This window comes from Cellulomonas sp. GbtcB1, assembly GCF_019091725.1.
GTDB lineage: Bacteria > Actinomycetota > Actinomycetes > Actinomycetales > Cellulomonadaceae > Cellulomonas.
On record NZ_JAGXJG010000021.1, the window covers coordinates 23016 to 48531 of the forward strand.

Annotated in this window: 28 protein-coding genes and 1 tRNA gene; 13 read left to right on the plus strand and 16 right to left on the minus strand. The window is 74.2% G+C overall.

The genetic code is table 11. From position 1 onward, the window contains the following. Nucleotides 1-26: 26 nt before the first annotated feature. The gene (locus KVT14_RS09615; RefSeq protein ID WP_308160993.1) at nt 27-1040 is read right to left on the minus strand and encodes a PfkB family carbohydrate kinase; all 1014 of its coding nucleotides are present in this window, start codon (nt 1038-1040) and stop codon (nt 27-29) included. Nucleotides 1041-1216: 176 nt separating this feature from the next. Here KVT14_RS09615 and KVT14_RS09620 point away from each other — a divergent pair, with 176 nt between their 5' ends. Then, nucleotides 1217-3145, plus strand: coding sequence for a mechanosensitive ion channel domain-containing protein (locus KVT14_RS09620; RefSeq protein WP_308160994.1), 1929 nt, complete (start codon nt 1217-1219; stop codon nt 3143-3145). Nucleotides 3146-3450: 305 nt separating this feature from the next. After that, nucleotides 3451-3735: an adhesin gene (locus KVT14_RS09625; RefSeq protein ID WP_217615461.1), complete on the plus strand. Its 285-nt coding sequence runs from the start codon at nt 3451-3453 to the stop codon at nt 3733-3735. A 168-nt stretch (nt 3736-3903) separates the two neighbouring features. Here KVT14_RS09625 and KVT14_RS09630 read toward each other — a convergent pair whose 3' ends face one another. The 3 genes from KVT14_RS09630 to KVT14_RS09640 all read right to left on the minus strand — a co-directional run bounded on the left by KVT14_RS09630 (nt 3904) and on the right by KVT14_RS09640 (nt 5114). Next, on the minus strand, nt 3904-4173 hold the full coding sequence (locus KVT14_RS09630) for a GlsB/YeaQ/YmgE family stress response membrane protein (RefSeq protein ID WP_147794529.1): 270 nt from the start codon (nt 4171-4173) through the stop codon (nt 3904-3906). 120 nt (nt 4174-4293) lie between these two features. Next, nucleotides 4294-4617 carry a hypothetical protein gene (locus KVT14_RS09635; RefSeq protein ID WP_147794528.1) on the minus strand — a complete coding sequence of 108 codons (324 nt, stop codon included), beginning with the start codon at nt 4615-4617 and terminating at the stop codon, nt 4294-4296. 149 nt (nt 4618-4766) lie between these two features. After that, entirely contained in the window at nt 4767-5114 is a 348-nt protein-coding gene (locus KVT14_RS09640) for a VOC family protein (protein WP_217615462.1), read from the minus strand. A gap of 188 nt (nt 5115-5302) precedes the next feature. Here KVT14_RS09640 and KVT14_RS09645 point away from each other — a divergent pair, with 188 nt between their 5' ends. Continuing rightward, nucleotides 5303-5911, plus strand: coding sequence for a TetR/AcrR family transcriptional regulator (locus KVT14_RS09645; protein ID WP_217615463.1), 609 nt, complete (start codon nt 5303-5305; stop codon nt 5909-5911). 45 nt (nt 5912-5956) lie between these two features. Here the strand turns inward: KVT14_RS09645 and KVT14_RS09650 are convergent, their stop codons facing one another. Genes KVT14_RS09650 through KVT14_RS09660 form a run of 3 tightly spaced genes read right to left on the minus strand, consistent with a single transcriptional unit; the run spans nt 5957 to nt 7508 of the window. Beyond that, entirely contained in the window at nt 5957-6415 is a 459-nt protein-coding gene (locus KVT14_RS09650) for an SRPBCC domain-containing protein (protein ID WP_217615464.1), read from the minus strand. Further along, nucleotides 6412-6786: a helix-turn-helix transcriptional regulator gene (locus tag KVT14_RS09655; protein WP_217615465.1), complete on the minus strand. Its 375-nt coding sequence runs from the start codon at nt 6784-6786 to the stop codon at nt 6412-6414. Before KVT14_RS09655 ends, KVT14_RS09650 begins: the two co-directional genes overlap by 4 nt. A gap of 56 nt (nt 6787-6842) precedes the next feature. Then, the gene (locus tag KVT14_RS09660) at nt 6843-7508 is read right to left on the minus strand and encodes a hypothetical protein (protein WP_217615466.1); all 666 of its coding nucleotides are present in this window, start codon (nt 7506-7508) and stop codon (nt 6843-6845) included. Between the two features lie 214 nt (nt 7509-7722). Here KVT14_RS09660 and KVT14_RS09665 point away from each other — a divergent pair, with 214 nt between their 5' ends. The 3 genes from KVT14_RS09665 to KVT14_RS09675 are packed head-to-tail and all read left to right on the plus strand — an operon-like array spanning nt 7723 to nt 11069. Then, nucleotides 7723-8322: a DUF2231 domain-containing protein gene (locus KVT14_RS09665; protein WP_308160995.1), complete on the plus strand. Its 600-nt coding sequence runs from the start codon at nt 7723-7725 to the stop codon at nt 8320-8322. Beyond that, a complete protein-coding gene (locus tag KVT14_RS09670; RefSeq protein ID WP_217615467.1) occupies nt 8319-8906 on the plus strand; it encodes a hypothetical protein in 588 nt (195 codons plus the stop codon). Before KVT14_RS09665 ends, KVT14_RS09670 begins: the two co-directional genes overlap by 4 nt. Before the next feature lie 51 nt (nt 8907-8957). After that, nucleotides 8958-11069, plus strand: coding sequence for an alpha-galactosidase (locus KVT14_RS09675; protein WP_217615468.1), 2112 nt, complete (start codon nt 8958-8960; stop codon nt 11067-11069). A 70-nt stretch (nt 11070-11139) separates the two neighbouring features. Here KVT14_RS09675 and KVT14_RS09680 read toward each other — a convergent pair whose 3' ends face one another. Continuing rightward, complete coding sequence (locus KVT14_RS09680; protein ID WP_217615469.1) at nt 11140-11775, minus strand: hypothetical protein; 636 nt, start codon at nt 11773-11775, stop codon at nt 11140-11142. A gap of 139 nt (nt 11776-11914) precedes the next feature. Here KVT14_RS09680 and KVT14_RS09685 point away from each other — a divergent pair, with 139 nt between their 5' ends. Continuing rightward, entirely contained in the window at nt 11915-12490 is a 576-nt protein-coding gene (locus KVT14_RS09685; protein ID WP_217615470.1) for a GNAT family N-acetyltransferase, read from the plus strand. Between the two features lie 210 nt (nt 12491-12700). Continuing rightward, nucleotides 12701-13690, plus strand: a complete 990-nt coding sequence (gene trpS, locus KVT14_RS09690; RefSeq protein ID WP_308160996.1) for a tryptophan--tRNA ligase — start codon at nt 12701-12703, stop codon at nt 13688-13690. A gap of 51 nt (nt 13691-13741) precedes the next feature. Here the strand turns inward: trpS and KVT14_RS09695 are convergent, their stop codons facing one another. The 6 genes from KVT14_RS09695 to KVT14_RS09720 all read right to left on the minus strand — a co-directional run bounded on the left by KVT14_RS09695 (nt 13742) and on the right by KVT14_RS09720 (nt 19933). Then, the gene (locus KVT14_RS09695) at nt 13742-15058 is read right to left on the minus strand and encodes a glycoside hydrolase family 3 N-terminal domain-containing protein (protein ID WP_217615472.1); all 1317 of its coding nucleotides are present in this window, start codon (nt 15056-15058) and stop codon (nt 13742-13744) included. 73 nt (nt 15059-15131) lie between these two features. After that, complete coding sequence (locus KVT14_RS09700; protein WP_217615473.1) at nt 15132-16415, minus strand: HipA domain-containing protein; 1284 nt, start codon at nt 16413-16415, stop codon at nt 15132-15134. After that, entirely contained in the window at nt 16412-16654 is a 243-nt protein-coding gene (locus KVT14_RS09705; protein ID WP_217615474.1) for a helix-turn-helix transcriptional regulator, read from the minus strand. Before KVT14_RS09705 ends, KVT14_RS09700 begins: the two co-directional genes overlap by 4 nt. A gap of 166 nt (nt 16655-16820) precedes the next feature. Beyond that, nucleotides 16821-16893 (minus strand) — tRNA-Lys (locus tag KVT14_RS09710). Between the two features lie 258 nt (nt 16894-17151). Then, nucleotides 17152-18114: a hypothetical protein gene (locus KVT14_RS09715; RefSeq protein ID WP_217615475.1), complete on the minus strand. Its 963-nt coding sequence runs from the start codon at nt 18112-18114 to the stop codon at nt 17152-17154. 121 nt (nt 18115-18235) lie between these two features. Beyond that, nucleotides 18236-19933 (minus strand): hypothetical protein, encoded by a 1698-nt coding sequence (locus tag KVT14_RS09720; RefSeq protein ID WP_217615476.1) that lies wholly within the window; start codon nt 19931-19933, stop codon nt 18236-18238. 317 nt (nt 19934-20250) lie between these two features. Here KVT14_RS09720 and KVT14_RS09725 point away from each other — a divergent pair, with 317 nt between their 5' ends. The 4 genes from KVT14_RS09725 (at nt 20251) to KVT14_RS09740 (ending at nt 23687) form a co-directional block, all read left to right on the plus strand. Next, nucleotides 20251-21156 carry a tyrosine-type recombinase/integrase gene (locus tag KVT14_RS09725; protein WP_217615477.1) on the plus strand — a complete coding sequence of 302 codons (906 nt, stop codon included), beginning with the start codon at nt 20251-20253 and terminating at the stop codon, nt 21154-21156. Then, nucleotides 21153-22625: a hypothetical protein gene (locus KVT14_RS09730; RefSeq protein WP_217615478.1), complete on the plus strand. Its 1473-nt coding sequence runs from the start codon at nt 21153-21155 to the stop codon at nt 22623-22625. The genes KVT14_RS09725 and KVT14_RS09730 overlap by 4 nt, the downstream gene beginning before the upstream one ends. A 286-nt stretch (nt 22626-22911) precedes the next feature. Beyond that, a complete protein-coding gene (locus KVT14_RS09735) occupies nt 22912-23343 on the plus strand; it encodes a hypothetical protein (protein ID WP_217615479.1) in 432 nt (143 codons plus the stop codon). Between the two features lie 161 nt (nt 23344-23504). Then, nucleotides 23505-23687: a hypothetical protein gene (locus KVT14_RS09740; protein WP_217615480.1), complete on the plus strand. Its 183-nt coding sequence runs from the start codon at nt 23505-23507 to the stop codon at nt 23685-23687. Nucleotides 23688-23851: 164 nt separating this feature from the next. Here KVT14_RS09740 and KVT14_RS09745 read toward each other — a convergent pair whose 3' ends face one another. Continuing rightward, nucleotides 23852-24385 carry a helix-turn-helix transcriptional regulator gene (locus KVT14_RS09745; protein ID WP_308160997.1) on the minus strand — a complete coding sequence of 178 codons (534 nt, stop codon included), beginning with the start codon at nt 24383-24385 and terminating at the stop codon, nt 23852-23854. A gap of 159 nt (nt 24386-24544) precedes the next feature. Beyond that, nucleotides 24545-24940, minus strand: coding sequence for a hypothetical protein (locus KVT14_RS09750; protein WP_217615482.1), 396 nt, complete (start codon nt 24938-24940; stop codon nt 24545-24547). 59 nt (nt 24941-24999) lie between these two features. Between KVT14_RS09750 and KVT14_RS09755 the strand changes: the two genes are divergently transcribed. Next, nucleotides 25000-25329 (plus strand): four-helix bundle copper-binding protein, encoded by a 330-nt coding sequence (locus KVT14_RS09755; RefSeq protein WP_217615500.1) that lies wholly within the window; start codon nt 25000-25002, stop codon nt 25327-25329. Nucleotides 25330-25516 lie beyond the last annotated feature (187 nt).

Here is a 25516-nt window from a genome sequence, read left to right on the forward strand (position 1 = left end):
GGGTCGTCCGTCGTCCGTGCCGGCGGTCAGCCGACCTCCCGCACCACGATCTGCTCGGCGAACCGCTCGATCTGCTCGCGGTGGCCGGTGCCCAGCCCGCGCCGCGTGACGTTCAGGGCGCCCGCCGCGGCGCCGAGCCGCGCCGCCTCGGTCAGCCGGAGCCCGCGCCCGACGCCGACCGCCATGCCGGCGGTCATGGAGTCGCCCGCGCCGCGGTGGTCGACCGTCGTCACCGACGGCGCCACGACCTCCGAGACGCCCGACGCGGTCACCAGCAGCGCCGGGTCGGCGGCGCGGGACACCACCATCGCCCCGACCTGCCCGGGCGCCTCCGCGTCCACGTCGATGGGGTCGTCGGGGAACTCGTCCCCGTGGCCCTCGGGCAGCCCCGGCTCCGGGCGCAGCAGCCGCCGGGCGCCCTCGCGCAGCGAGTCCACCGAGCCGTCCTCCGCGAGCCCGGCCTCGAGCAGCTCCTCGTGCGACATCTTCAGCACGTCCACGCCGGCCCTCGCGGCCTCGACGGCGGCCTTGCCCGACAGGTCGGCGACCGTCTTCACGCCCGCGGCCCGCAGGTCGCCGATCAGCCGGCCGAAGAACGACGCCGGCAGCAGCGGCGACGGGTACGCGCCCGTGATCACGCAGACGTCCGCGTCCAGGGCCTCGACGAGGATCGTGCCGTACAGGTCGTCGATCTCGTGCCGGTCCAGCCGCGCCGGCGGCATGAACGCGAGCTCGGTGCGCTCCCCGCCGCGCCGGTCGTGCAGGTAGGCGCCGTTGCCGCCCGCGTACGACACCCGCCGCACCCGCAGGTTCTCGGTCTCCGCGAGGTGCCCGAGCACGGTGCCGGTCTCGCCGCCGAACGGCCCGCACACCACGACCTCCGCGCCGAGCGAGTACGCCATCCGCGCCACCCACAGGCCCTGGCCGCCGGAGTGCACGTGCAGCTCCGGGGTCTCGTCGTCGGAGCCGGTCTCCAGCGTGACCGTGAGGATCGGCGTCGGGGCGAGCACGCACACGCGGGGGTTGCGGCTGGTCGGCACGGCGTCCTCCTGGGCTCGGGGTCGTCCCGACCCATGCTGACGTGCGGCGACGCGCGGTGCGACCGGAGCGGGCGGCATCCCGGGCGGCCCCGCGCGGTGTGCAGGTCGTGCGCAGGGTCGGCGGAGCGCCCGGCCACGGGTGGTGACGGCGCGACCGGGCGTGTTCGATGGCTCGCGTGATCCGTGCAGCAACACCGCTCTCCGTGCCCGCCGCGACGACCGAGGAGGCCGTCGACACCGCCCGCGACGTCCTCGTCCCCGTGCTCTGGGTGGCCGGCGCCGTGGTCGTCGCCCTCCTGGTCGCGGTGCTCATCGGCGCCCTCGTCCGCACCGTCGCGAAGCGGTCCGCCCTCGCCGCCGACCTGGCCCGCCGGTCCAAGCGCCCGCTGCGGGCGGTGCTCATCGTCATCGCGGTCTGGGTGGCGCTGGCCATCTCCGTGTCCGACGCCGACTGGGAGACCTCGTGGATGCGGGCGATCGGGCACGTGCTGCTCATCGCGCTGATCGCCGCGGCGACCTGGCTCGTCGGCACGCTGGCGTTCGTCGTCGAGGACCTCGCGCTGCAGCGCTACCGGGTCGACGTGAAGGACAACCGGCACGCCCGCCGGGTGCGCACGCAGGTCCAGCTGCTCCGCCGCATCACGGTCGCGGTGCTGGTCGTCGTCGGCGTCGCCGCGGTGCTGCTGACCTTCCCGGGCGTCTCGGCGTTCGGCGCGAGCCTGCTGGCGTCCGCCGGTCTGCTGTCCGTCGTCGCCGGTCTCGCGGCGCAGAGCTCCCTGGCGAACGTGTTCGCCGGGCTGCAGATCGCGTTCACGGACGGCATCCGGGTCGACGACGTCGTCATCGTCGAGCAGCAGTGGGGCCGGATCGAGGAGATCACCCTCACCTACGTGGTCGTGCACATCTGGGACGACCGCCGGCTCATCCTGCCGTCGACCTACTTCACGCAGACGCCCTTCGAGAACTGGACCCGGCGCGCCGCCGAGCTGCTGGGCACCGTCGAGATCGACGTCGACTGGCAGGTGCCGGTGGACGAGCTGCGCGCCGAGCTCAACCGGCTGCTCGCCGACACCGACCTGTGGGACCACCGGGTCGGCATCCTCCAGGTCACGGACGCCGTCGGCGGGGTCGTCCGGCTGCGCGCCCTGGCGAGCGCCGTGGACGCCCCGACCCTGTTCGACCTGCGCTGCTACCTGCGCGAGGGCCTGGTGTCCTACCTGCAGCGGAACGCCCCGCAGGGGCTGCCCCGCACCCGCATCGAGACGACGAAGGGCACGCCGCTGCCGGTCGTCGAGCCCGCGCCCGCGCCGTCCCGGCGGCCGCGCACCGGCGCGCACGCGGTCGTCGAGCCGGCGACCGAGACCGGGCAGCTCGACGCCCGGCTGTTCACCGGCAGCGTGGAGGCGATGCAGCGCGCGGGGTCGTTCGCCGGCCCGGGCGAGGACGTGATCGCCGAGCGTGAGGAGCACGCCGCGGAGGCCCGGCAGGAGGCGGAGGTCACCGCAGGACGGTCCTCGGGCGGACGCAAGGTCGACGTCGTGCCGGCGCCCGGGACGGACGCGGTGCCGCAGGCCGCAGCCGCCGCGGGCGGCGCCGGGACGCCCGACGCGGTGCCGGTGGCGCCGGCGCCCGGGAGCGGGTCCGGGACGGGGACGACGGTCGCCGCGGCGGCGGGGGCGCCGTCCGGGGCGGCGACCGGCTCGGGCGTCGAGGCGTCGGCCGCGGGGACGACCGGGTCCTCCGGCGTCGTCGCTCCGGCGCCGGGACCCGAGACCCTGCCGCCCGGGACCCCGGCCGCGACGACGCCCACGGCCGCCGCGGAGCGACCCGACGGGTCCGCGTCGCCGGCACCGGGGGAGTCCGGGACGATGATCCTGCCCGCCTACGGCGCGGACCGGACGCCGACCGGCCAGACCGGCGAGACCCAGGTCCAGCCCGCGGTCCCCGCGTCCCCGGCTGCGCCGGCGGACCCCCCGGTCACCCCGGCCACCCCGGCCACCACCGAGGCCGCCTCGGCCGCTCCGACCGACGACACTCCAGCGCCGCCGACGCGCCGCTCGGTCCGCAGCGCCCCGATCGACCCCCGCGACCGCCCCACCCGCTGACCCCCCCCGCGCGCCCCGCGCCCCGTGCCCCGCCGAGATGGCAACTCTCGGCTGTGTGCAACCACGTCCGCGCAGCCGAGAGTTGCCATCTCGGCGAGCGGGGTTGCGGGGCGTGCGGAGGGTGGAGGGGGAGGAGGGTGCGGGATCGCGGCGCGGGTGTCCAGCGGGCTCCGCGCAGCGGACGCGCGCGGTCTTGCCCAGCGGACGCGCGGTTGCGTCCCGGCGACGACCCGCCGACGGTGGAAGGGTCCGATGGTCGCGGCGCCCCGGCGTCACGACCGCCACCGGCCACGAGAGGAGCACCCGTGCTCACCCTGACCGAGAACGCCAGCACCGCCGTCCGCGACCTCACCACCCGCGCGGGGCTCCCCGACTCGGGCGGTCTGCGCATCGCCGAGTCCCAGCAGCAGCTCGGCTCGTTCGAGCTCGCGCTCGTCCCGGAGGCCGTGCCGGGCGACGACGTCATCGACTCCGACGGTGCGACCGTGTTCGTCTCCCCGGAGACGTCGACCGCGCTCGCGGACCTCACGCTCGACGCCGACCCGTCGGCGACCGGCGCCCCGGGCTTCACCCTGGCGCCCCAGGGCTGATCTCCCCCGGGCACACAGCGAGGGCCCGCGCATCCGCCTGGTGCGGATGTGCGGGCCCTCGTCGTGCCGGGCGCCCCGGGCGGTCTCCCACCGTCCGGGGCTGGTGTCCGGCAACGGTCCGGCGACGGTCTCCCACCGTCGCCGGACCGGGTCACGGCCGGCCGTGCGTCAGGCGCGAGCGCCCTTGCGGCCGGTGAGCGCGCCGTAGATCAGCAGCACGATGATCGAGCCGCCGATGGCGAGCAGCCACGTCTGGATCGAGAAGAAGTCCTCGAGCGGACGGTTGAACAGCACGCTGCCCAGCCAGCCGCCCAGCAGGGCCCCGATCACGCCGAGCAGCAGCGTCACGAACCAGCCACCGGCCTGACGCCCCGGCAGGATCGCCTTCGCGATAGCCCCCGCGATCAGACCCAGCAGCAGGAAAGCGAAGAATCCCATCTGGCACCTCCAACAACTCGTTCGGACGGAGAGAACCGTGACACGGGTGGTCGCGGTCCGCATCCGGAACGCGTGCGGGCCTGCTGGTGAGCGGTCCGCGCCGCGTCCGGCGCGCGGTCGTCAGGACATCTGGCTCACGACGAGGGCCCCGAGCGCGAAGCCGATGATCGTGGCGACGATCGCGACGATCAGCGCGATCTTGCCGAGGCGCTCCTTGCGGACGACGGCCACGATGCCGGTGACGATGCCGGCGAGTCCGAACACGATCGGCAGGAACAGGATCGCGATCGCCGACAGGACGAACGTGATGATCGACAGCACCGGGGTGCCGGTGCTCGCGCCGACCGGTGCGGGAGCGCCGTAGCCGGCTGCGCCTGCGGGCGGTGCGGCGGGCGGCGTCGAGGCGGCGGGCTGGTGCGGGTCCTGACCGTACGGGTGCGTCATGGCATGTCCCCTGTCTCGTTCTCGGCACGGGTGGTGCGCAGATCCGGCCGCCATCGGGGCGGCACGCCGAAAACTAGGGCGAATGCGACAAAGCCGCCCGTCGAGACCGCGCCCGTCACCCGGACGGGTGGCGGGCGCGGTGGCCGGGCTCAGGCGGCGGGGAGCAGGGCGAAGGCGTTGCCCTCGGGGTCCGTGAGGTTGACCCACCGGGCGGTGCCGCCGACGGCGCCGACCCGGCGCGCGCCGAGGCGGACGAGCCGCTCGGACTCGGACTCGAGGTCGGACGTGACCAGGTCGAGGTGCAGCGCGTTGCGCACCACGCCGCCGGACGGCACGCGGTCGAAGACGAGGCGCGGCGCGCCGGTGTGGTCGAGCAGCTCGGCGTGCTCGGGGCTGGCGCCGGGGGCGACGTCCCGGCCGAGCGCGGCGCCCCAGAACCGGGCGACGGCCTGGGCGTCGTAGGCGTCGAACGTCACGCCGTGGAAGGTGCTGGCCATGGGGGCCTCCTGGGGTGGTCGTGGTGCGGGTTCGCGGGCCGGCGTCGACGGTGCCCGGCTCCCCGCGGGGCGGGGAGGTGACCGGGCGTCGGAGGCGGCGTACCCTGGAACGGAGGAACCTCCGTTTCGCGTTCGACTCTAACCGGAGGAGCCTCCGCATCGCAAGAGCAATCCCGAGGAGCAGTCCCGTGACCACCCCGTCCGCCCCCGCCGAGCGCCCCGCCCCGCGTCCCCTGCGGGCCGACGCCGCGCGCAACCGCGCCCGGCTGCTGGAGTGCGCCGCGACCGCGCTGGCCGAGGACGGCGACGCCCCGCTGGAGTCGATCGCCCAGCAGGCGGGCGTGGGGATCGGCACGCTGTACCGGCACTTCCCGGAGCGCAGCGCGCTGGTCGAGGCGGCCTACCGCCAGGAGGTCAGCGCCCTGTGCGACGCCGCGCCCGCGCTGCTCGACGACGACCGGCCCGCGGTGGAGGCGCTGCGCGACTGGATGGGCCGGTTCGTCCGGTACGCCGCCACGAAGCGGGGGATGGGCGCGGCGCTGCGCACGGCGGTGGGCTCGGACTCGTCGCTGTTCGCCGACACCAAGGCGGGGATCATCGCGGCGATCGACGAGCTGCTCGCCGCCGGCCGGGCGGACGGCTCGGTCCGCCCCGACGTCGACGGCGAGCAGGTCATGCTCGCGATGGGCGGCGTGTGGAACGTGCCCGACTCCGACCGGTGGGCCGAGCGCGTGCGCGGGCTGCTCGACCTGGTCGTCGACGGGCTGCGGTACGGCGCGGGCGACGCCTGCCCCTGAGGTCGACCCCGGGGCGGGCGCCGTCGTCGCGGCCGGCCCGGCGGCTCAGGCCCGGGACAGGTACGCGCCGATCCGGTCGAACGCGCCCTCCCAGGCGTGCTCGGCGAAGAAGTCCCGGATCTCGGGCGTCGGGAAGCCGCTCTGCACGACGCTCATCAGCGTGCCGTCGTCGACCGCCTCGAACGTGACGACCACGCGCGTCGCCATCGTCGCGCCGTCCGGGCTGCTGCCGACCGAGTCGGTGACCAGGCGGTGCGGGCGGTCGATCTCCAGGAACGTCTGGGTCTCGCGGAACAGCTCGTCGCGGCTCGGGCCCCAGACCGCGGTCTGCTGCCCGCCGACCCGCAGGTCGACCTCGATCTCGACGATGCCCGGCTCCGTGTCCAGGATCGCGAACCAGGTGCGCTGCTTCTCGGCGTCGGTGTAGGCGTCGAAGACCTCGTCCGGGGTGGCGGGCAGGACGCGCTGGGCGCGGAGCTCGAGGTCGGTGGCGTCGGTGGTCATGGCGTGGGTCCTTCCGGTGGCGTCCGGCGGGCCGCCTCGTCGGCGCGCCCGCGCTGCAGGGTGAAGAAGGCCTCGAGCCCGTCCAGCCGGCGCTCCCAGAGCCGCTGGTAGAACCCGATCCAGGACATCGCGTCGTCCAGGTGTTCCGCCCCGAGGCGGCACTGCCGGGCGCGCCCGACCTTCTCGGTGACGACCAGGCCCGCGTCCTCGAGCACCCGCACGTGCTTCGTCATGCCGGTGAGGGTGATGCCGTACGGCTCGGCGAGCTGGCCGATGGTGGCCGGGCCGTCGCCGAGACGCACGAGGACGTCGCGCCGGGTCGCGTCGGACAGGGCGGCGAACACCTCGTCCAGGCGCTGTTGCTGAACCATGTAGTTCACCGTAACGCTGAACCGATCGGTGCACAATGCCTGTCGCCGGGGCCGGCTCAGCCCTCGCGGGCGCGCCGGTACGACGGCAGCCGCAGGCGCGCGGCCCAGCCCGGGACCCGCAGGGCGCCGGGGACGTGCCGCACCGGGTCGAACCGCAGGTCCGGGTCGTCCCCGTCCCCGGGCCGCGCGGGGCACACGAGCCGGCCCAGGCGGTGCCAGCGGCCACCGGGTCGCGCGGACAGGAGCACCAGGTCGACGCCGCCGTCCCGCGGTGCGCCGGGCGTCGGCACCGCGGCCACGACCAGCGCCCGCCCCTCGCCGTCGAGGAACGGCATCAGCGTCCCGTGCGGGCCGTCGAGCGGTCGCCGGCGCGGCACCAGGACGAACCGGGTCAGCCGGCCGAGCCCCGTCCCGGACAGCAGCAGGTCCTGGGTCCGCCCGTCCGCCTCCCACCGCACCGCCACGCCGAACACGTCGGGGAGCGGATCGGGCAGGCCGGCGGCCCGCGACACCCGGGCGACGGCCGGGACGACCAGCGGCGCGCCCAGCTCCAGGGCGCCCGGGGCACCGTCGGCGTCGACGAGCAGCGTCCCGTGCCGGACGACGCCGCGCGGGTGCAGCGGCCGGGGGGAGGGCCGGAGGCGGTCGACGGCCCCGACGAGCGCGCGCAGGACCGCACCGGCGGCGTCGGCCGCCCGCGTGGTCCCGGTGGTGGGCGACACGGTCACGAGGGTCCTCCGGTGCGGTGCGGCCCCGGTGCGCACGCCGGGACGACGCAGGCCGGGGCGTGCGGGCCGCGCCGATGCCGGACGCGGCGTCCAGCATGCGTCGGGGCTGGTCGGACCGCACCCGAGGCGCTCCCGCCGTGCGGTCGCGACCCGGCGGGGTGATGCTCGACCCCTGGACGCCCCCCGCCCCGGCCGACGAGGAGACACCGTGCACGCCGACGAGAGCCCCCTGCTGACCGCGACCCGCCGCCTGGAGCGCGCCACCGCCCTGGACGAGGCGGTCGACCGGGTGCAGCCCGTCGTCCTCAAGGCGCTGCGCACCAGCCCGCGGCTCGCGTCGCTGCTGCACGGCCGGCCGCTCGGCCACGCCGCGCACCCGCTGCTCACGGACGCGCCGATCGGCTTCTGGGTGAGCGCGACCGTCCTCGACCTGACCCCGGGCGGCGGGGACGGTCGCCGCCGCGCCGCCGACCGGCTGCTCGGGCTCGGCATCCTGTCCGCCGTGCCGGCCGCGGTCACCGGCCTCGCGGACTGGGCCGTCTCCGACCGGAAGACCCTCCGCGTCGGCACGGTGCACGGCTTCCTCAACAACGTCGCGCTCGGCCTCTACGGCACCTCCTGGCTGCTGCGCCGGCGCGGGCACCGCGGGCTCGGCGTCGCGGTCGCGCTCGGGGCCGGCGGTGTGCTCGGTGCCAGCGGCTACCTCGGCGGGCACATGGCGTCGCGGCTCGGCTCGCCGCCCACGTCGGCGTCGGGTCCGGCGGAGCCGGAGGGCCGCGAGGGCACGGCGGCAGACGCGACGGCGTGACGCAGCGGCGCGCGGCCGTGGCGCTGCTGCTGCGCGGCCCGGGCGGCGCCGTCCGGGTGCTCGGGGTCGTGAGCGTGGTGGTCGCGGCGGTGGTGGACGGGCCGGTCGGGGCGGCGCTGCTGCTGCTCGTGCTGGCCGGGCTCGTGGTGCCGCCGGTCGTGCGGGCGGACCCGCGGCTCGACGCGGCGTACGGGGTCGGGCTGCTCGCGGCCGGGTGGTCCGGGGCGCTCGACCTCTACCAGCGGATCTCGTGGCTCGACGTCGTCATGCACCTGGTCGTCACCGGGCTGATCGCCGCGGTTGCGCACCTGGTGGTCGCGCGCGCCACGGGCGCCGTCGTCGACCCGGTCCTGCCGGCAGCCCGGCGCACGCGGGTGGGCTCGGTCGGCGTGACGACCGCGCTCGGGCTCGGGCTGAGCGTGCTGTGGGAGGTGGGCGAGTACCTCGGGAACACCTACATCGACGCCTCGATCCACGTGGGGTACCGGGACACGATCGGGGACATGGCCCTCGGCGGGATCGGGTCGCTGGCCGCGGGCCTCGCGCTGGTCGGGGCGGGCGTGGTCGCCGGACGGCGCGCCTGACCTGGCAGAGTACGGAGGCGAACGCCGTCCCCTCGACGAAGCAGGGAACCGATGATCCACCATCTGCGCGCCGGGGGCGTCAGCCTCCTGGTCGACGCCCGCGGCACCGCGGTGCCGGCCGTGCTGCACTGGGGTGCCGACCTCGGGCATCTCGACGACGACGCCCTCGCGGCCCTGGCCGACGCGCTCGTACCGCCCGTGCCGCCGAGCTCGGTCGACGACCCGCTGCGGCTCTCGCTGCTGCCGACCCTGTCCCAGGGCTGGTCGGGCCAGCAGGCGCTCGCCGTGCACCGGTCGGGCCGGCTCGACGTCGACCCCACGCTGCTCTCCGTCGAGCGCCTGACCGTCGACTGGGACGACGTGCTGCGGGTGGACGTCGGCGACGCCGAGGCCGGCCTCGAGGTGCGCACCGAGCTGCGGCTGTCGCCCGAGGGCGTGCTCGCGGTCCGGCACGAGCTGCGGAACGTCGACGGCACTCCGCTGAACGTGGGCACTCTCGACGTCGTCCTGCCGGTCCCCGACCGCGCGCGCGAGGTCGCCGACCACACCGGCCTGTGGTCGCACGAGCGCCGGCCGCAGCGGCTGACCCCCGGGCACGGGGTGTGGCTGCGCGAGGCGCGGCACGGCCGGCCCGGCCACGACGACGCGTACCTGCTCGCCGCGGGGACGCCCGGGTTCGGCTTCCGGTCCGGCGAGGTGTGGACCGCGCACGTCGCGTGGAGCGGCGACCGCCGGCTCTGGGCCGAGCGCAACCCGCTCGGGCCGTCGGCCGTCGGCGGCGGCGAGCGGCTCGACCCGGGCGAGGTCGTGCTGGCGCCGGGGGAGGTGCTCGCCACGCCGTGGCTCGTCGCCACCTGGTCGGACGCCGGGATCGACGGCGCGAGCGACCGGCTGCACCGCCGGCACCGGCGCCGCCGCGGCCCGCTGCGCCCCCGCCCGCTCGTGCTCAACACCTGGGAGGCCGTGTACTTCGACCACGACCTCCCGACCCTCGCGCGCCTGGTGGACGCCGCCGCAGCGGCCGGCGTCGAGCGGTTCGTGCTCGACGACGGCTGGTTCCACGGCCGCCGGGACGACCGCACCTCGCTCGGCGACTGGACGGTCGACGCCACCGTCTGGCCCGAGGGCCTCCACCCGCTCGCCACGCTCGTCCGGGACGCCGGGATGGAGCTCGGGCTGTGGGTCGAGCCGGAGATGGTCAGCGCCGCCTCCGACCTGGCCCGGGCGCACCCCGAGTGGGTGCTCGGCCGGCCGTCGACGCCGGAGTGGCGGCACCAGCGCGTCCTCGACCTCGCCCAGCCGGGTGCCTGGGCGCACGTGCACGACGCCCTGGCCGCGCTGCTGCGCGAGTACCCGATCGCGTACCTGAAGTGGGACCACAACCGCGACCTGCTCGGCGGCTCCGCGCACCGGCAGACCGAGGCCCTGTACCGGCTGCTCGACGCCCTCCGGGAGGAGTTCCCCGACGTCGAGATCGAGTCCTGCGCGTCCGGCGGCGGCCGGGTCGACCTCGGGATCCTGGACCGCGTCGACCGGTTCTGGCCGTCGGACACCAACGACCCGCTCGACCGCCAGGAGATCCACCGCTGGACGTCGGTGCTGGTCCCGCCGGAGCACCTGGGCGCGCACCTCGGCGACGCCCGTGCGCACACGACCGGGCGGTCGAGCGACCTGGGCTTCCGGTTCGCGACGGCGCTGTTCGGCCACGCCGGGATCGAGTGGGACCTGACCCGGGCGTCCGAGGACGAGCGCGCCGCGGTCGCGACCTGGGCCGCCGCCTACCGGAACCTGCGCGGGCTGCTGCACGCGGGGACCGTCGTGCGGGAGGACGTCGCGGACCCGGCGCTCGCGGTGCACGGCGTCGTCGCCGAGGACCGGTCGGCCGCCGTCGTGGCGCTGGTGGCGCTGTCGGCGCCCGGGGTGTCCCGGCCCGCACCGGCGCGCGTGCCGGGCCTGGACCCCGAGCGGTCCTACCGGGTCGAGGTCCTGGACCTCGGGGCGGGCCTGCCGCGGGTGCTCGACGCCGGGGCGCCGGCGTGGTGGGACGCGGTCGTCGGCGGCGGGTCCGTCGTGCTGCCCGGCCGGGCGCTCGCGGAGACAGGGCTGGCGTGGCCGCTGCTCACGCCGCAGCAGGCGGCGGTGCTGCGGCTGACGGCGGTGTGACGCCGGACGGCGCGACAACCGAGAACAGCGGGGCGCTTGTTCTCGCTTACCGCGATAAGCGAGAACAGCGTCAGCGCGCTCCCGCGCCCGCCCGCGCCGGGGCGGTGGCGGGCGCCGCCGGGTCCGCCGGGACGTCGCGGAAGATGATCTTGAGGATCGGGAAGAACACCACGAACGAGATCAGCGCGTTGATGATCATCGTGACCACGTCGGCGCCCGCCTCGCCCGTGCTGCCCCAGCGGTCGATCATCCAGCGGTAGATCGGCGCCTTGTAGAAGCCCTGCAGCCACGCGGCGGCGAACGTGATGACGACGTACGCGAACGCGTACCAGGCGGCGGCCCGCCAGACGTTCGTGTCCGACTTGAACGTCACGTTGCGCTGCAGGAAGAAGTTGATGATCTGCGCGATCGCCAGCGTGATCTGCACGGCCAGGAAGTAGGCGAGCCCGCCGCCGCCCTCGGGCAGCGCCCCGGCGGCGTAGTCGAAGATGAAGAAGGTGCTGCCGTCGGCGTTGGTGTTGACCCCGAGCACCTGGAACGCGGTGTCGACCAGGGGGGTCAGGCCGAACACCCACTTGAGCACGGGCATGAGCGCGAGCTGCAGGACCGTCATGGCCATGCTGATGCCGGTGAACAGGGCGAACTCCGCGACGGCGGGACGTGCCTCGGCGAAGCGCCGCCAGGCACGGCGGGTGCGGCTGAACATGGGGGTCCTCCTGGCTCGGCGCGCCCGGTCCGTCCCGGGGCCGAGGACAGGTAAGCCGACCGGCGGGCCCGGCGGCGGTCGTCCGGCACAACCTGTCCGCGGGGGTCCACAGGCTGTCGGGCGCGGCTAGCCTGCCCGTGTGACCGCCCCGTACCTGGACGCCCCCTGGCCGATCACCACCGAGCGCCTCCTGCTCCGCCCCGCGACGGCGGAGGACGCGTCGGCGGTCTGGGCCTACCGCCGGCTCCCCGAGGTCGCCCGGTGGATGACCGCGCTGCCCGACGACCAGCAGGCGTTCGCGGCGCGGTTCGTCGAGCCCGACCGCCTCGGCCCGACCCTCGTCGTCGAGCGCGACGGCGCCGTGGTCGGCGACCTCATGGTCCGCATCGAGGACGGCTGGGGGCAGACGGAGGTCGCCGAGCAGGCGAAGGGCACCCAGGCGGAGGTCGGCTGGGCGTTCGACCCCGCCGCGCAGGGCCGGGGCCTCGCGACCGAGGCGGTCCGCCGGCTGCTCGACGTCTGCTTCACCGACCTCGGCCTGCGGCGGCTCACCGCGCTGTGCTTCGCGGACAACGCGCCGTCCTGGCGGCTCATGGAGCGGGTCGGGATGCGGCGCGAGGGGGTGTACCGGGCGGACTCGCTGCACCGGGACGGGCGGTGGCTCGACTCGTACGCGTACGCGCTGCTGCGCGAGGAGTGGGCGGCGCGACGCTGAGCCGGGCGGGGGAGAGGGCTTGCGCCCGCCCCGGGCGGCTGCGGCACAGTGACCCCATGAGGTTCCTGACGTCCGGCAACGGCTGGTGGTGGCGCTCGCAGGGCGCCGCCTGACCTCATGTCCCCGGCCGCCCACCTCGGGCGGCCGCTCGCACGTTCCTCGCAGGGCTCCGACCGTCGTGGGCGCACCTCACCCCGAAGGAGTCCTCCTGTGCCCACGCGCGTGTTCACCGGCCTCAAGCCCACCGGCAGCCTGCAGCTCGGCAACTACCTCGGCGCGATCCGTCCGCTGCTCGACCTCGCCGCGGACCCCGGTGCGGACGTCGTCGTCTGCGTGGCCGACCTGCACGCCCTCACCGTCGAGCACGACCCCGCGCTGCTCCGTGCGCGCACCCGCGAGATGGCGACGACGCTGCTGGCCTGCGGCCTCGACCCGAGCGCCCGGCTGTTCGTGCAGTCGACCGTCCCGGCGCACACCGAGCTGGCGGACCTCCTCGAGTGCACCGCGACGTACGGCGAGATGACGCGGATGGTCCAGTTCAAGGAGAAGTCGGCGGGCAGCGACTCGATCCGGCTGTCGCTGCTCACCTACCCCGCCCTCATGGCGGCGGACATCCTCGCCCACGACACGGAGGTGGTGCCCGTCGGCGAGGACCAGCGGCAGCACCTGGAGCTCACCACGGCCCTCGCCCGCCGGTTCAACGCCCGCTACGGCGAGACCTTCGTGATCCCGCGGGGGAGCACGCCGCCGACGACCGCACGGCTCAAGGACCTGCGGGACCCGCGCTCCAAGATGGGCAAGACCGGGTCGGACGGCGCGGGGGTGCTGTTCCTGCTCGACGACCCCGACACCGTCGCGGCGAAGGTGCGCCGGGCGGTCACGGACAGGGAGCCGTCGCTGGCGTTCGACCCCGAGGAACGACCCGGCGTCGCGAACCTCGCCGCCCTGCTCGGCGCGCTCACGGGCAGGTCACCCGAGGAGGCGCTCGCGGGGCTGCGGGGGGCCGGGGCGCTCAAGTCCGCGGTGACCGAGGCGGTGGTGGCGGCCCTCGACCCGTTCCGACGCCGGTACGCCGAGCTCGAGGCGGACCCGGCCGAGGTGGAGCGGGTCCTGCGCGCCGGCCGGGACGCCGTGGCGCCCCGGGCGGTGGCGACCGCGGCGCGGGCGCGGGAAGCGATCGGGCTGCTGGGCGTGGCGTGACCGTGTCGCGCGGGTCCGCACGGACCGGGGGACCTGCTGGCCGGCCCGGCGTCACGGGGCCGGGCTGGCCGTCTCCGCCCCGGCGGCCGCGTCGGCGCCCGCGCCCGCGGCCAGCCGCGGCAGCTCCACGTCGAGGCACGACATCGCCACCGGGTCGCCGCCCGCCAGCGCGGTGACGCGCGCCGCCGCCTCCGACAGCCGCGCCTCCGGCAGCTGCCCGGAGCGGACCGCAGCCACGAGCCCGTCGCGCATCCGGGTCGCGTGGTTGCCGTCGGTCGCGAGGACCGCGTCGGCGCCGGCGGACACGGCCTGCACCGCCGCGTCGGGGAAGTCCCAGCGCAGGTTGACGGCGCCCATCCCGACCGAGTCCGTCATCGCGACCCCCTCGAAACCCATCTCGCGCAGCAGCGCGTAGGCGCGCGGGCTGAGGGACGCCGGCAGGTCGGGGTCGAGGGCCGCGTACTGCAGGTGGTTGAGCATGACGACGGGCGCTCCGGCGTCGACGGCCGCCTGGAACGGCGCCAGGTCGGTCGTCGCGAGCTCGTCGAGGCCCGCCTCGACCAGCGACGACTCGCGGTGCGAGTCGACCGCCGACCGCCCGTGCCCCGGGAAGTGCTTGACCGCCGATGTCACGCCCGCGTCGTCGAGCCCGCGCGCGTAGGCGAGCCCGTAGGTGGCCGCCTCCTGGGGGTCGGCGCTGAAGGACCGGTCGCCGATCACGCCCGTCGCGGGGCCGTCGTCCAGGTCGAGCACCGGCGCGAGGTCCAGGTCCACGCCGACGCCCGACAGCACGCGGCCGGTCTCCGCCGCCCGGGCGCGGACCTCGTCGAGCGACTCCTCCCGGGCCATGCGCCGCGGCGACGGCCCTGCGCCGACGACCTGGCGCATGTGGGCCACCCGGCCGGACTCCTCGTCCGTCGACACCAGCAGCGGCCGGCCCGCCGCGGCGCGCAGCCCGGTGGTGAGCGCCGACACCTGCTCGGCGCTCCGGGCGTTCCCGCCCGCCAGGAAGACGCCGCCGACGCCGAGCCCGACGACCTGCTGCGCGAGCGCATCGTCCGCGCGCGTCACGCCGGGCAGCCCGACGACGAGCACCGCAGCGGCGCGGGCCTCGAGGGGCTGCGGGGTGCACGTGGGGGTGGGGGCGGGTGGCTGCGACGTCGGCGCGGCGGCGACGGCGACGGGCCCGGTCACGGTGGGTGCGGGGTCGGCGGGGTCATCGTCCGCGGCCCAGGCGAGGGGCACGGCGGTCGCGGCGGCGGCGATCAGCGCGGTGAGCAGGACCGCGGGCCCACGACGGGACCGGCGCACGCGCCGGGCGTGCTGCGGAGGCCGGCCGGGCGGGCCGGGGGTCGTCGGGAGGCTCACCACGGCAGGCTACGTGGGTGGGCCCCCACAACCCGCGGAGGGCGCGTCTGGCCGGGAGGCGGCCGCCGATGACTCAGCTGCCGTCCGTGCCCGCCCACGCGTCGGTGACGCGGGGCAGGTCGCGCAACGGTCCCTCGAGCCGTTCCCGGAGCCGCGACGCGGAGCCGTCCCAGTCGTCGACCTCGGCCAGGGCGTCGAGCATCGCGCCGGGAGCCGTCTCCGCGACGTGCCCGGCGAAGTCGACGAGTCGCTCGACGTCGAGGCGGTTCTCGTCGGCGAACCGCTGCCAGTGCTCCCGCCGGATGCGGTCGGCGACGAACTCTCCACCGATCGACATCGACAGCACCCGCCCGCGCTGCGGCGGGTCGTACGCCAGGCTGGTCGAGATGTCGAAGGCCGGGGCCAGGCGCACGTCGTCCCCGTCGAGCAGCACGGCGTAGTTGCGGGCGTGCGCGTCCGGTGCCGCGATGACGGTGTTGAACACCAGGGTGTCGACGAAGGCGTCGACGTTCCGTCGGGCGGCCGCCGCGGTGGTGGACCGCTCGCGCAGCAGCCGGATGAGGTGCGACGCCGTCGGTCCGCCGTGCTCCTCGTACTTCTCGGCAAGACCGAGGGCCTGGCACAGGTCCTCCTGGTGCAGGCGCACCAGCGTCGTGCCCTCGGTCCGGCGGTCGAACCGGGTGATGGCGATGGCGCTCTCGGACTTCACCGCGAGGTACTCGGTCCGGGCGGTGTCGACCTCGCACGCAGCCGCGGCGCGCATGCTGAGATGTTCGAGCAGCGCCTGAGAGCTCATGCCGTGCACACCGGGCTTGAGGATGTGGCTGGTCGGCTGCGCGCCCTGGGCCTCGAACCACTCGCCCTCGACGCGCCGCAGGGCGAACTTGGGCTGGGTGCCGCCGAGGGACCAGTGCTCGCCCGGCATCGTCCACGACGCGTCCTCGTCGATCCGCAGCTGCGCGAGCCGTTGCTCGATCTGCCCGTCGGACTGCGGCTCGAGCGTCCCGACCCGGGCGATCGTCGACTCGACCTCCTCGGGTCGGCAGAACTGCACTGCGCCGGGGCAGTCCTTGCCGATCGCGGCGAGCAGGCTCAGCGGGTCGTGGCGGTCGACTCCCGGGTGCTGCCGCTCGATCGCGACGAGGGCGCCGGTCGACTCCGGCAGGAGCGCCCGCAGGAACCGCTCGACGGGCTCACCCCTCCAGGAGCGGGCGGCCAGCGGCAGGGACAGGGACACGGGTGTTCGACCTGTGCTGGTGGCGTCGGACTCGTAGGTGAGGCGCAGGACGTTCTGCCGGGTGCGCTCCAGGGTGCCGACGACCTCGCCGGCGAGCAGGACGGTCAGCGCGGAGCTCATCCGCGGGGCCCCTCGTCGAGGTCGTCGCGGACGGTGAGCGAGGCGTCCAGGGCGTCCAGCACCCGCATGAGCAGGCCGACCTCCAGGCCGTTCGTGCGGCCCTGCTCGACCGCGATCACCCACTGGCGTGACACCCCGGCGCGTGCGGCGAGCTCGGCCTGGCTCAGACCGCGCCGGTCGCGCACGCGGCGGACGGCGAGGCCGAGCTGGGCCAGCGTGCGCGCGGGGATGACCGGCATGATGTCAGCGTACGGCGACGTTCGATCGGCTGTCTACGTACGCTGACATGGCACATCATGTCGGCGTACGTAGACATCTCGCGCGAGCTCGGCGCGCGTCGACGTGGCCAGTGGGACCTCGCCGGTCGGCCCACGGTCCCGGAGCGGGCGCGAGGTGTCGCTGAGGTGGGCCCCGTGGGGATCGAACCCACAACCCGCGGATTAAAAGTCCGCTGCTCTGCCAGTTGAGCTAGAGGCCCGGGAGGTGAGGGGTTTGAACAGGGGATCCCTCGGGAGAACTCCCGTGTCACCGGCCGGAGCGTGGAGACGCCCCGACAGCGACGAAGTCGAAGGTACCGCGTCCGCGGAGCGTCCGTTCAAGACGATGCTGGCGCGGCGACAGGCCACCGCGGGTTCGGTGGAAGGCTCGGGAGAATCACCGTGTAGTTCGCCGGTCACGCAAACGACGAAGGGCCCTGTCTGGTGACAGGGCCCTTCGTCGTTCGACGCGATGTGGATCAGAAGTCGTCGTCCTCGGTGTATCGGACCGTGCGGGTGTGTGCGGTCGGCTCCGGCGGTGCGAGGCGGACGGTGTCGCGCTCGTTCAGGCCGGCGATCTCCATCGCCGCCGGGAGGCCGGACTCGCGCCACGCAGTCGCGACGCGCCACCGCCGGACCGAGGCGGCCGTGGTGTCCGAGTGCTTCAGCCCGAGCTCCTTGAGGTAGCGGGTGACGATGATGTGGGCGGAGACGCCGGCGTCCTTGCTGCCCGGGGCGTGCTTGCGCGGGTTGTAGGCGACCGGGCGGTCGAACGCGACGTTCCCCATCGCGACTCGGGTGCGCACGGTCTTGGCGTGGAAGCCGTCGAGCGGCAGGAAGCGCGCCTCGACCCGGCCCTCGCCGCTGGTCTGGACGAGCGAAGGGTCGTCGGTGCCGTCGAGGTCCGCTGGCGTGACGGCGGTCGCCTCGCCGGTCGTGCAGCCGGCGTCGCAAAGCGCGTAGAGGGTGGCGCCCTGTGCGGCCTTGGCGTTGCCCATCGCGAGTGCCGCCCGGGTCCGCATCAGCGCGATCTCGTCGTCGAGCAGCGCCCGGTCGGTCGTGTCGCTGCGACGGGTGAGCGTCGTGACGGACGTTGCGATACCGGCCGTGTCGATCTCGGCGTGGTGCGCGGCGCCCAGCACCACGGTCAGCAGGACGTTACGGAGCGTGTGGAGCCGGGTCCGGTCCGCCAGCGCATGACGTCCGGTCAAGCGGTCGACCTGAACCATGTCCCGCAGGAGTGCGCCGTGCTCGCGGAGCAGCTGGTGCGCCGTGCCGAGGCCGCGCTCGGTCGCCGCAGCCAGCAGCTCGCCAAACGCGGCCTCGAACGAGTCCCGGAACGCGGCGGGCAGGACGCCGTGCCGGGCGTCGAAGGCGGCGAAGTCGTCGGCGACCTCGGTGAGCGAGTAGTGCTTGAGCAGGACGCTGAGCTGCGTGGCCATCGGAGTTCCTCGGGTCGTGATGCGAACTGACCCGATGACTTGTCCGGCGTTGTCGTCTCGGCGCAGTCGCCGCACAACACGAAGGCCCGTCCCTCCCGGGACGGGCCTTCGTGTTGTGGCATCAGCGACCGTTGTAGGCCGACCACGTGTCGGAGTTCTTGACCACGGCTCCCAGGATGAGGTCGAGCAGCTGGCGTCGGCCGTCGATCGTCGCGCCACGCTTGTTCGTGAGCGTGTCTTTGTACCAGCGGTTGAAGGACTCGCTGTCGTTGCGCCCGGCGTTGATGCGGCCGAACCGCTCGTAGTCGCACCGAGGCACGGCTCGCAGTCGCCAGCCGAGCGGATCGGCCGGCGACCGGTCCGTTTCGGTCGAGTCGCGGTGGAACCGCTTCGTACTCGGATTCCAGAGGATCTCCCAGACGAAGTCCTCGTCGGAACACGGCACGAGGTACGAGGTGGTAGTGCCCCACGCGCCGTTCGGCTGCTGGTGACGGACGCTCGTGATCGCGGGGAGATACTCCTCCTTCACCAGGATCTCGATGACCGGGTCGATCGAGACAGAGAAAAGCGCTCCGTCATCCATCACAAGGCTGTGCACGCAGCGCGACCCGTCCGCTCGTGTGTGGTGAGCCGGGACGAAGACGTACGTGCTCTGGACGTGCTCGTACCCGTCCTTGTTGCTGGAGGGGTAGAGGCTCGAGCCGACCTGCATGGGCCGCTCGCCTCGGAACATCTGGCCGAGGAACTCCGCTCGGAGCGACTCAGCCACCCTCGCCGTGCGCGGCAGCCCGCGCTCACGGACGACGTCCTGCACATAGGAGCGCAGCTCCTCGGTCGTGTAGTCGTACGAGTCCAGGTCCCAGTCCGGGTCGTCACCCTCGTTCTTGACCCGGCGGGCGGACCTCGCCGAGATCTTCGAGATCGCCTGGACTCCGTGCCGGGCCATCGCGTACTCCACCGCCCAGCCAGTGACGGCACGGTCGTACACCAGCGTGTGCACGCCGTCTCCGGCCTCGGCGACGACCCGGTCGATCAGGTCGAGCGCGGTCCACTGCTCCGCGCCCAGCTCGGTGCCGACGGCCAGCACGACCAGGCCGTGGGCGGTGCGCGTGTGCATGGTGACGTGGTTGATGCCGTCCGACTTCTTGTCGTCCGACCCGGACCTGCGGAACGCCGACTGGTAGCGAGCACGCTTCGCCGCGGTCGCCCTGCTTCCCCTGGCGTCGATGACCTCGTTCGTCTCGGGGTCTCTGGTGACGGTGACGTCGCTGTACCGGGCGATGATCGTCCCGTCGCCGAAGATCGCGTTCCGCACGTCCGGCTCCGCCCAGTCCGGCTCCAGTCCCGGCTGCAGGTTCCCGAGCTTCTGAGCCTGGCGGACAGCGGACCGGGTGAAGGTCGTCATCATGTCGACCAAGGTGGCGTCCTGCTTCGCGAGGTCCTTGCGGATCTCGAAGACGTGGTCGCGCGTAGGCGGGCTCTCGGGCAGCCAGATCCCCGTCCGGTCCTCGAAGGCCATCCGGCAGCGCTGCCACAGGATCGGGTCGTCGAGCGCGGTCAGCGCGCTCGCGAGCGAACCGGTGATCCGCGCCGAGGCGAGCGCTGCCAGCAGCGCCAGCGGGGGATACCTGGAAGGCCGCCCGCGCGCGTCCTTCCGGGCGCGGTGTCGTTCGAGGGGACCAGACAGGTCGGCGAGACCGCGGAACCCGAAGAGGTCGACGATCCGGTCTCCGTCGTTCCTGCGCGCGGTCCCGGAGTGGCGGACGCGCTCTTCCGCGGTTCGGGCGCGAAGGACGGTCTGGGAAGTGGTGGTGGTCATGACTGCCTTGTGCGAGGTGAGTAGGGCTGCGGGCTTTGCCAGCCCCACCACGTTCGCGCCGGCAGTGCCCTTGCCACATCCGGCAGCTGACGGAAGTTCCGACGCGCACCTCTCGGGGGTCTGACGTAGACGCACCGTCGTCTGACGGAGACGTCTCGGTCGTTTGCCCCAGACAGGCCGGCCCGAACCGGGCATGACGGGCGCTGCACCCCGGCCGGGCCGGAGACACCTCCGAACCCGTTCTCGGTCCCCGAACGGACCGTTCTCGCTCTGTCGGTCGAGACGAGTCCGGTCATACGGTCGGACCGGGAGCCGACATGGACGACACGGAGCGCCGCGATCTCGACCACCTGCTCGCCATGGTGCGAGCGGCGTGGGAGGTCGACGACGCCTTCTCGCCGCAGACCCGGCTGCGCAGCCTCGAGACCGTCACCCGGTTCACGACCCGCGCGTCCGTTCAGGGCGCGCGGACAGTCCACGACCTGACTCCTGCCGTCTGCGCGGGCTTCGTTCACGCCCACGGCCTGAGCGGACGCCCGACGGAGCTGGCGACCCAGCACGCTCGGCGCACCATCCTGCGCACCTACTTCCGTACGCTGCGTGACCTCGGACTCGCCTCAGGCGATCCGACCCTCGACCTCGTCCTTCCGCCGCGGACGACCACCGCGGCTCGTCCGCTGACCGACGACGAGGTCATCGCCTGCCGGTACGCCGTCAGGCTCGGCCGCGCAGGCGCCACGTCGCTGCAGCGCGCTGTGTGCTGGGCACTCACCGAGGCCACCGCGATCACCAGCGAGATCACTCAGGTCCGAGTCGCCGATCTCGACGACGAGGATCAGCCCCGTTGGGTGCGCCTGATGGGTTCGAAGCGCGCCGCACCACGACTCGGTCAGCTGACCGACTGGGGATCGCGGATCGTGCGCCGCCAGGTGGAGGTCCTGCTCGACACGGGCGCCCCGACCACGGTCCTGCTGACCTATCGGGGTCGGGCGGTGCCCGGCCAACACGTCGCCCAGGCGTCGGCCGCGAACGCCATTGCCGAGACGCTCCGCGCCGCGGGTCTCGGGGACGAGGCCGACGTGCGACCGGCCTCCGTGCGCAACTGGGCGGGTCGGCGGCTCTACGTCGACGGGATGCCGATCGAGCAGGTCGCGCTCCGCCTGGGAGCCCGCAGTCTGGATGCAGTGGCCGCAGACATCGCCCTGGATTGGCGAGCGGCATGACCGCGAGGATCGCCGGGCGAATCGGCACGATCGACCGGTTGGGCGCGGTGATGGCGTCACCCACGTTGATCCGTCTCGGGGCTGAGCTCGCCGTCGAGCACCGGGTCGGACGCCGCCCGGTCCACCCGCCGTACGTCATGCTCCAGTTCGCCGCACTGGCCAGGCTCGCCCGGTCGGCGGTGCGCGTGGAGCTGGACCTGTCCAACGCGGCGACGTGGACGTACGCGCGATCGGTCACGATCGACGCGATCCGGAACCACGGCCTGGACGTCGCCCCACCCGGGGCTGTTCCTCCTACGTGGGAGCAGTGGCGCTGGTTCCGGGACCGCACGCTCAGCACCGACGACGGGCTCGGTGTTCTCGGCCGGGAGTTCCCGCCGCTCGCCGTCGAGCTGGCTCGATCCATCGGGCAGCTCGCCTCCAACGGGCCCGGCTCCCTGACCCACCCCGACGCCAGCCGCACGGTCTACGGCGACGGAACCATCGTGCGCCCGATCTACCAACCGCCCCAGGCCGTGCGGGTGCACGAGGCGGACGGCTCGGTCACTCCCCGCTACCCCGATCCCCGCACCGGCCGGCTGCTCGACCACCCGGCGGGGCGGTTCGACCCCGACCTGGCGGAGCACCACGGTCACCTCGGGCCGGTACTCGGCCACGGGTACGTCGCCTTCCACACCCGCGGCGCGGCGACGTACCAACGGGTCGTGCTGGGCGTCGACCACATCGACGCCCCCGGGCAAGAAGCGGCGTGCTCCCTGCGCCTGCTCGCCGACGTGGCCCGTCACGCGCGCGACGGCATCCAGCTCGTCGTGTACGACGGCGCGTTCCGCGGCGTGCACATCGACGAAGTCATGCGCCGGCACGGGTACCTCGTCATCAGCAAGATGCCGACGAGCGACGGGCCCGACCACGCGCTGCAAGCCGTCCGGCTCGGCAACGGCCGCATGGCCAAGAGCTACCCGCTCGGTCTCGCGAACCATGACACGCCCACCGGAGCCTGCAGCCATGTGCTCGCGACGATCAACGGGCGAGTGGTGGAGCTGGACCTCGACGAGGGCGGAGACCCCGTCGTGGTCGCGACGCCGCGGCGAGGACCCATCAAGAGGTCACGACGCTCCGACGGCCGCTTCCACTTCAACCTCGGGTACGACGTCCAGTGCCCGGCAGGGGACTTCACCGTCTGGCTGTCGCCCCATGGGACGGCGGGCAACTCGGCTCGGCCGGAGAACCTCCGTGCCGTCCCGGACGACGACGCCGACTCACTGCGCCTACGCGGGCTGCGTTCGGACGCCGAGTCCTTCCACGCCAACCTCAAACGGACCTTGCTCGTGGACCGGGCCATGAGCCTGGGGTGGCGGCGTGGCCTGCTCGACATCTATGCGTTCGCCCTGCTGAACAACGCCATCACGGAGTCGGTCGCCGCGCGCGGAGGCACCTCCACCCGTGGCATCCGCCAGGGTCGACGGTGAGCGCCGTGATTACGGTGGTGCGCACGTCGCGGCCGCGCCCTGCTACCTCACCTCCTCTCGGGAGACGCTGTGGCGACGTGCTGAACCTCGAAGCCTGCCGCTCCGGCGCGGTGTGTCCGTCCTCATCACCTCCCCTCCGGGGACACACCGGTGCCGGGGCCTGCTCTCGTGGCCTTCCCACTGTTCTGTTCTCAAGCTGCGTCGGCCTCCGTACGGAGCCGGTCGACGCGCAGCACGGTCGCCCGAGGCCCGTCTCGGGCAATCGCCTCACACGGAGGTGCTACCGATGACGCGGGATCCCTTCGTGGGGCGGGACCGATCAGCTACAGCCGTCCTGGACCTGACGATCGCGTCGGGCCTGTGGGTCGTTGCTTCGTCCTCTCCCACTCGCTACTTCGTCGATGTCCAGGGGCTCCTGCTGAGAAGCCACGGCGTAGGTTCACCGCGCTTCGCGTTCGACGACGAGTGGGTGCCGCTGGTCAGGGTCCGCAGTTACGACCCGACGACACGAGAGTCCACCGCCAACGAGATCCGGTGCGGTGCCCGCGCGTACTACCTCACCGACCCGCGCGGAGGGTCGCTGGACTACGAATGGCGGCTTCAACGAGTGGTCACCGAGATCCGACCGCTGGCGCCTGATGATGCGGCGGCGATGTACGCACGCACGGCCGCTCCCGACGTGCCGCTCCGTCCCGAGTGGGCCCGCACGATCTCGTGACCGGGGCGGCCGCGGCCCGCCTCGTCGTGAAGCCGCAGCCCGTTGCGGCACGGTGCGAGAAGCGTGTGGATCATGGAGCTGAACGGTGCTGACCGCGGCAGCGATCGGGCCTGTGCCCGTGCCTGGTGCGGCCGGGCCCGGTCTCGACAGAGAGGGATGACGTGACGACTGAGTTCCATCCGGTGCGACTGCCGAAGCGTGCACTCACCCCGGAGCAGGCCGCCAAGTTCGCGGCGCTCCGGCAGGAGATCGAGTTCGACCTCGCATCTCGCCGCGCACGCGCGGTTGGGCACCGCTCCACGTCGCGCAGGCCGAATCTGTTGCGCCGGATGCTGGGCCGATGAGGCTCTTGCATGGAGCCTCGACAGGCCCGCTCCTCCGAAGGTGATCGTCAGCCGCGGTCGCCGCTGCGTCCGTTCAGGCGGGCGCGCCGAGCTCGGCCTCGCGCATGCCCTGTCGGCCCTCGTCAACCCGCGAAACAGTCAGATGAGCTCGACTTGAACCGAGCTCAGCGGTGGGTGACTGCTGACGCCAGGCGGCCCGTTGCCTCCGCAACCAGTGGCGCCCATGCCTCGCAAACCGCGCGAGGTAGGACCAGCTGTGCCCACAGGTCCGCGAGCAGTGCCCCATCGACCATCGCAGCGATGTCCGGCGCGGTCCCCTCGGAGAGGAGCAGCTCGTACGCTCGGGCTCGCGCATGACGGTCCGCGAGGTCCACGCGCCGATCCGTTGTCGACCAGGACACGTGCAACGGCAGCTCTACGACCGCCAGCGCCCGCTCGACGGGAAGCCGTGGCAGCCGGTTCGGGACGGCGACGGTGCGGCCTCTGCCGACCGGGACGTCGGTGAATACGATGTCGTCTTCGGCGACCAGGTGGGCCCCCAGGGCAGCGAGCAGCCGTTGCGCGGTCGCCAGGCTCGGCGACTTCCTGCCGGCCTCGTACGCCGACACTGTCGGGCGCGACGTCCCGGCCCGACGAGCCAGCTCGCCCTGCGTGATGCCGGCGCGCTCCCGCGCAGCGCGGATCACCGACGCGCTCACGGTGACCACCTCCGCAAAGCCAGGTATCCCTTGGGATACCGACGGTACGCCCTCGTCCGGCGTCGGTCAGGTCTCGCTTTGGGAGCGAGGTCCGCTCGGCCGCGGCCTCCCTTGAGGTGAGTCTCCGGGATCGGCCCGCTGCCTGAGCGCCCGGCCACGCTACGAGCGGCGCCGGGCGGACGCATCCGGGTACAGGCCCCGTACGCCCCTCCGATGGCCGCAGGTCGGGCACGGTCGTGTTCTGCACGCCGTTGAGCCCGTTGCCCCCCCGGAGGGGACCGGCACGAGGGTGTAGTCGCCCGGCGTCACCCCCGCCGCGGTGGCCTCGGCGGCCCCGGACGCGCCCGCCACGGCGGTCGGTCCGTCCGCGGTGAGCGTCCACTCCACGGGCGCGCCCGGGCCGCCGTCGACCTGCTTGGCCAGGGTGAGCTGCGCGCCCTCCCAGCGGTTCTGCACGGTGCAGGTGACCTCGTCGCCCAGCGCGAGCGCGATCTCGTCGTCCCCGGTGACGGGGGCCGCGCCCACGAACACGGCGACGAGCGACACGAGGACCATGGCGGGTCCGGGAAGACCGCGCTGCAGCAACGCGGGTACGGGAGGCGCTCGCCCGCGCGATCGAGTCGCTGGTCGAGTGCGCCCAGGCGTGCACCGCCTGCGCCGACGCCTGCCTGAGCGAGGAGATGGTCGCCGACCTGCGCACGTGCATCCGCACGAACCTCGACTGCGCCGACAGCTGCGGCACCACCGCGCGGATCCTGTCCCGGCACACCGGGTACGACGCGGACCTCACCCGGGCCCACCTCGAGGCGTGCATCGCCGCGTGCCGCGCGTGCGGCGACGAGTGCGAGCAGCACGCCGGCATGCACGAGCACTGCCGGGTCTGCGCCGAGGCGTGCCGCGCATGCGAGCAGGCGTGCCGCGACCTCCACGCGACCATCTCCTGAGCGGGCCGGCGCGATGAAGATGTACCTGCGGCTGGCGGTCGCGCTCGTCGCGAGCCTGGTGGGCCGTCGACCGCTCCGGCGCGGACCTCTGTGGGTGAGCTGCGCAGGCGCGTGCACGAGGTGCCGGATCCGCTCGGGAGTGTGATTCTTGACCCAACCGTCGTCAGCCGGCTCGACTCCCGGCGGT

Excerpts from the sequence above, each read along its gene's own strand:
- KVT14_RS09720 (WP_217615476.1), bottom strand. The coding sequence starts at position 19,933 with ATGACCACCACCACTTCCCAGACCGTCCTTCGCGCCCGAACCGCGGAA.
- KVT14_RS09635 (WP_147794528.1), bottom strand. The coding sequence starts at position 4,617 with ATGACGCACCCGTACGGTCAGGACCCGCACCAGCCCGCCGCCTCGACG.
- KVT14_RS09630 (WP_147794529.1), bottom strand. The coding sequence starts at position 4,173 with ATGGGATTCTTCGCTTTCCTGCTGCTGGGTCTGATCGCGGGGGCTATC.
- KVT14_RS09680 (WP_217615469.1), bottom strand. The coding sequence starts at position 11,775 with ATGTTCAGCCGCACCCGCCGTGCCTGGCGGCGCTTCGCCGAGGCACGT.
- KVT14_RS09715 (WP_217615475.1), bottom strand. The coding sequence starts at position 18,114 with ATGGCCACGCAGCTCAGCGTCCTGCTCAAGCACTACTCGCTCACCGAG.
- KVT14_RS09725 (WP_217615477.1), top strand. The coding sequence starts at position 20,251 with ATGGACGACACGGAGCGCCGCGATCTCGACCACCTGCTCGCCATGGTG.
- KVT14_RS09700 (WP_217615473.1), bottom strand. The coding sequence starts at position 16,415 with ATGAGCTCCGCGCTGACCGTCCTGCTCGCCGGCGAGGTCGTCGGCACC.
- KVT14_RS09640 (WP_217615462.1), bottom strand. The coding sequence starts at position 5,114 with ATGGCCAGCACCTTCCACGGCGTGACGTTCGACGCCTACGACGCCCAG.
- KVT14_RS09730 (WP_217615478.1), top strand. The coding sequence starts at position 21,153 with ATGACCGCGAGGATCGCCGGGCGAATCGGCACGATCGACCGGTTGGGC.
- KVT14_RS09735 (WP_217615479.1), top strand. The coding sequence starts at position 22,912 with ATGACGCGGGATCCCTTCGTGGGGCGGGACCGATCAGCTACAGCCGTC.
- KVT14_RS09655 (WP_217615465.1), bottom strand. The coding sequence starts at position 6,786 with ATGGTTCAGCAACAGCGCCTGGACGAGGTGTTCGCCGCCCTGTCCGAC.
- KVT14_RS09675 (WP_217615468.1), top strand. The coding sequence starts at position 8,958 with ATGATCCACCATCTGCGCGCCGGGGGCGTCAGCCTCCTGGTCGACGCC.
- KVT14_RS09705 (WP_217615474.1), bottom strand. The coding sequence starts at position 16,654 with ATGCCGGTCATCCCCGCGCGCACGCTGGCCCAGCTCGGCCTCGCCGTC.
- KVT14_RS09750 (WP_217615482.1), bottom strand. The coding sequence starts at position 24,940 with ATGGTCCTCGTGTCGCTCGTCGCCGTGTTCGTGGGCGCGGCCCCCGTC.
- KVT14_RS09650 (WP_217615464.1), bottom strand. The coding sequence starts at position 6,415 with ATGACCACCGACGCCACCGACCTCGAGCTCCGCGCCCAGCGCGTCCTG.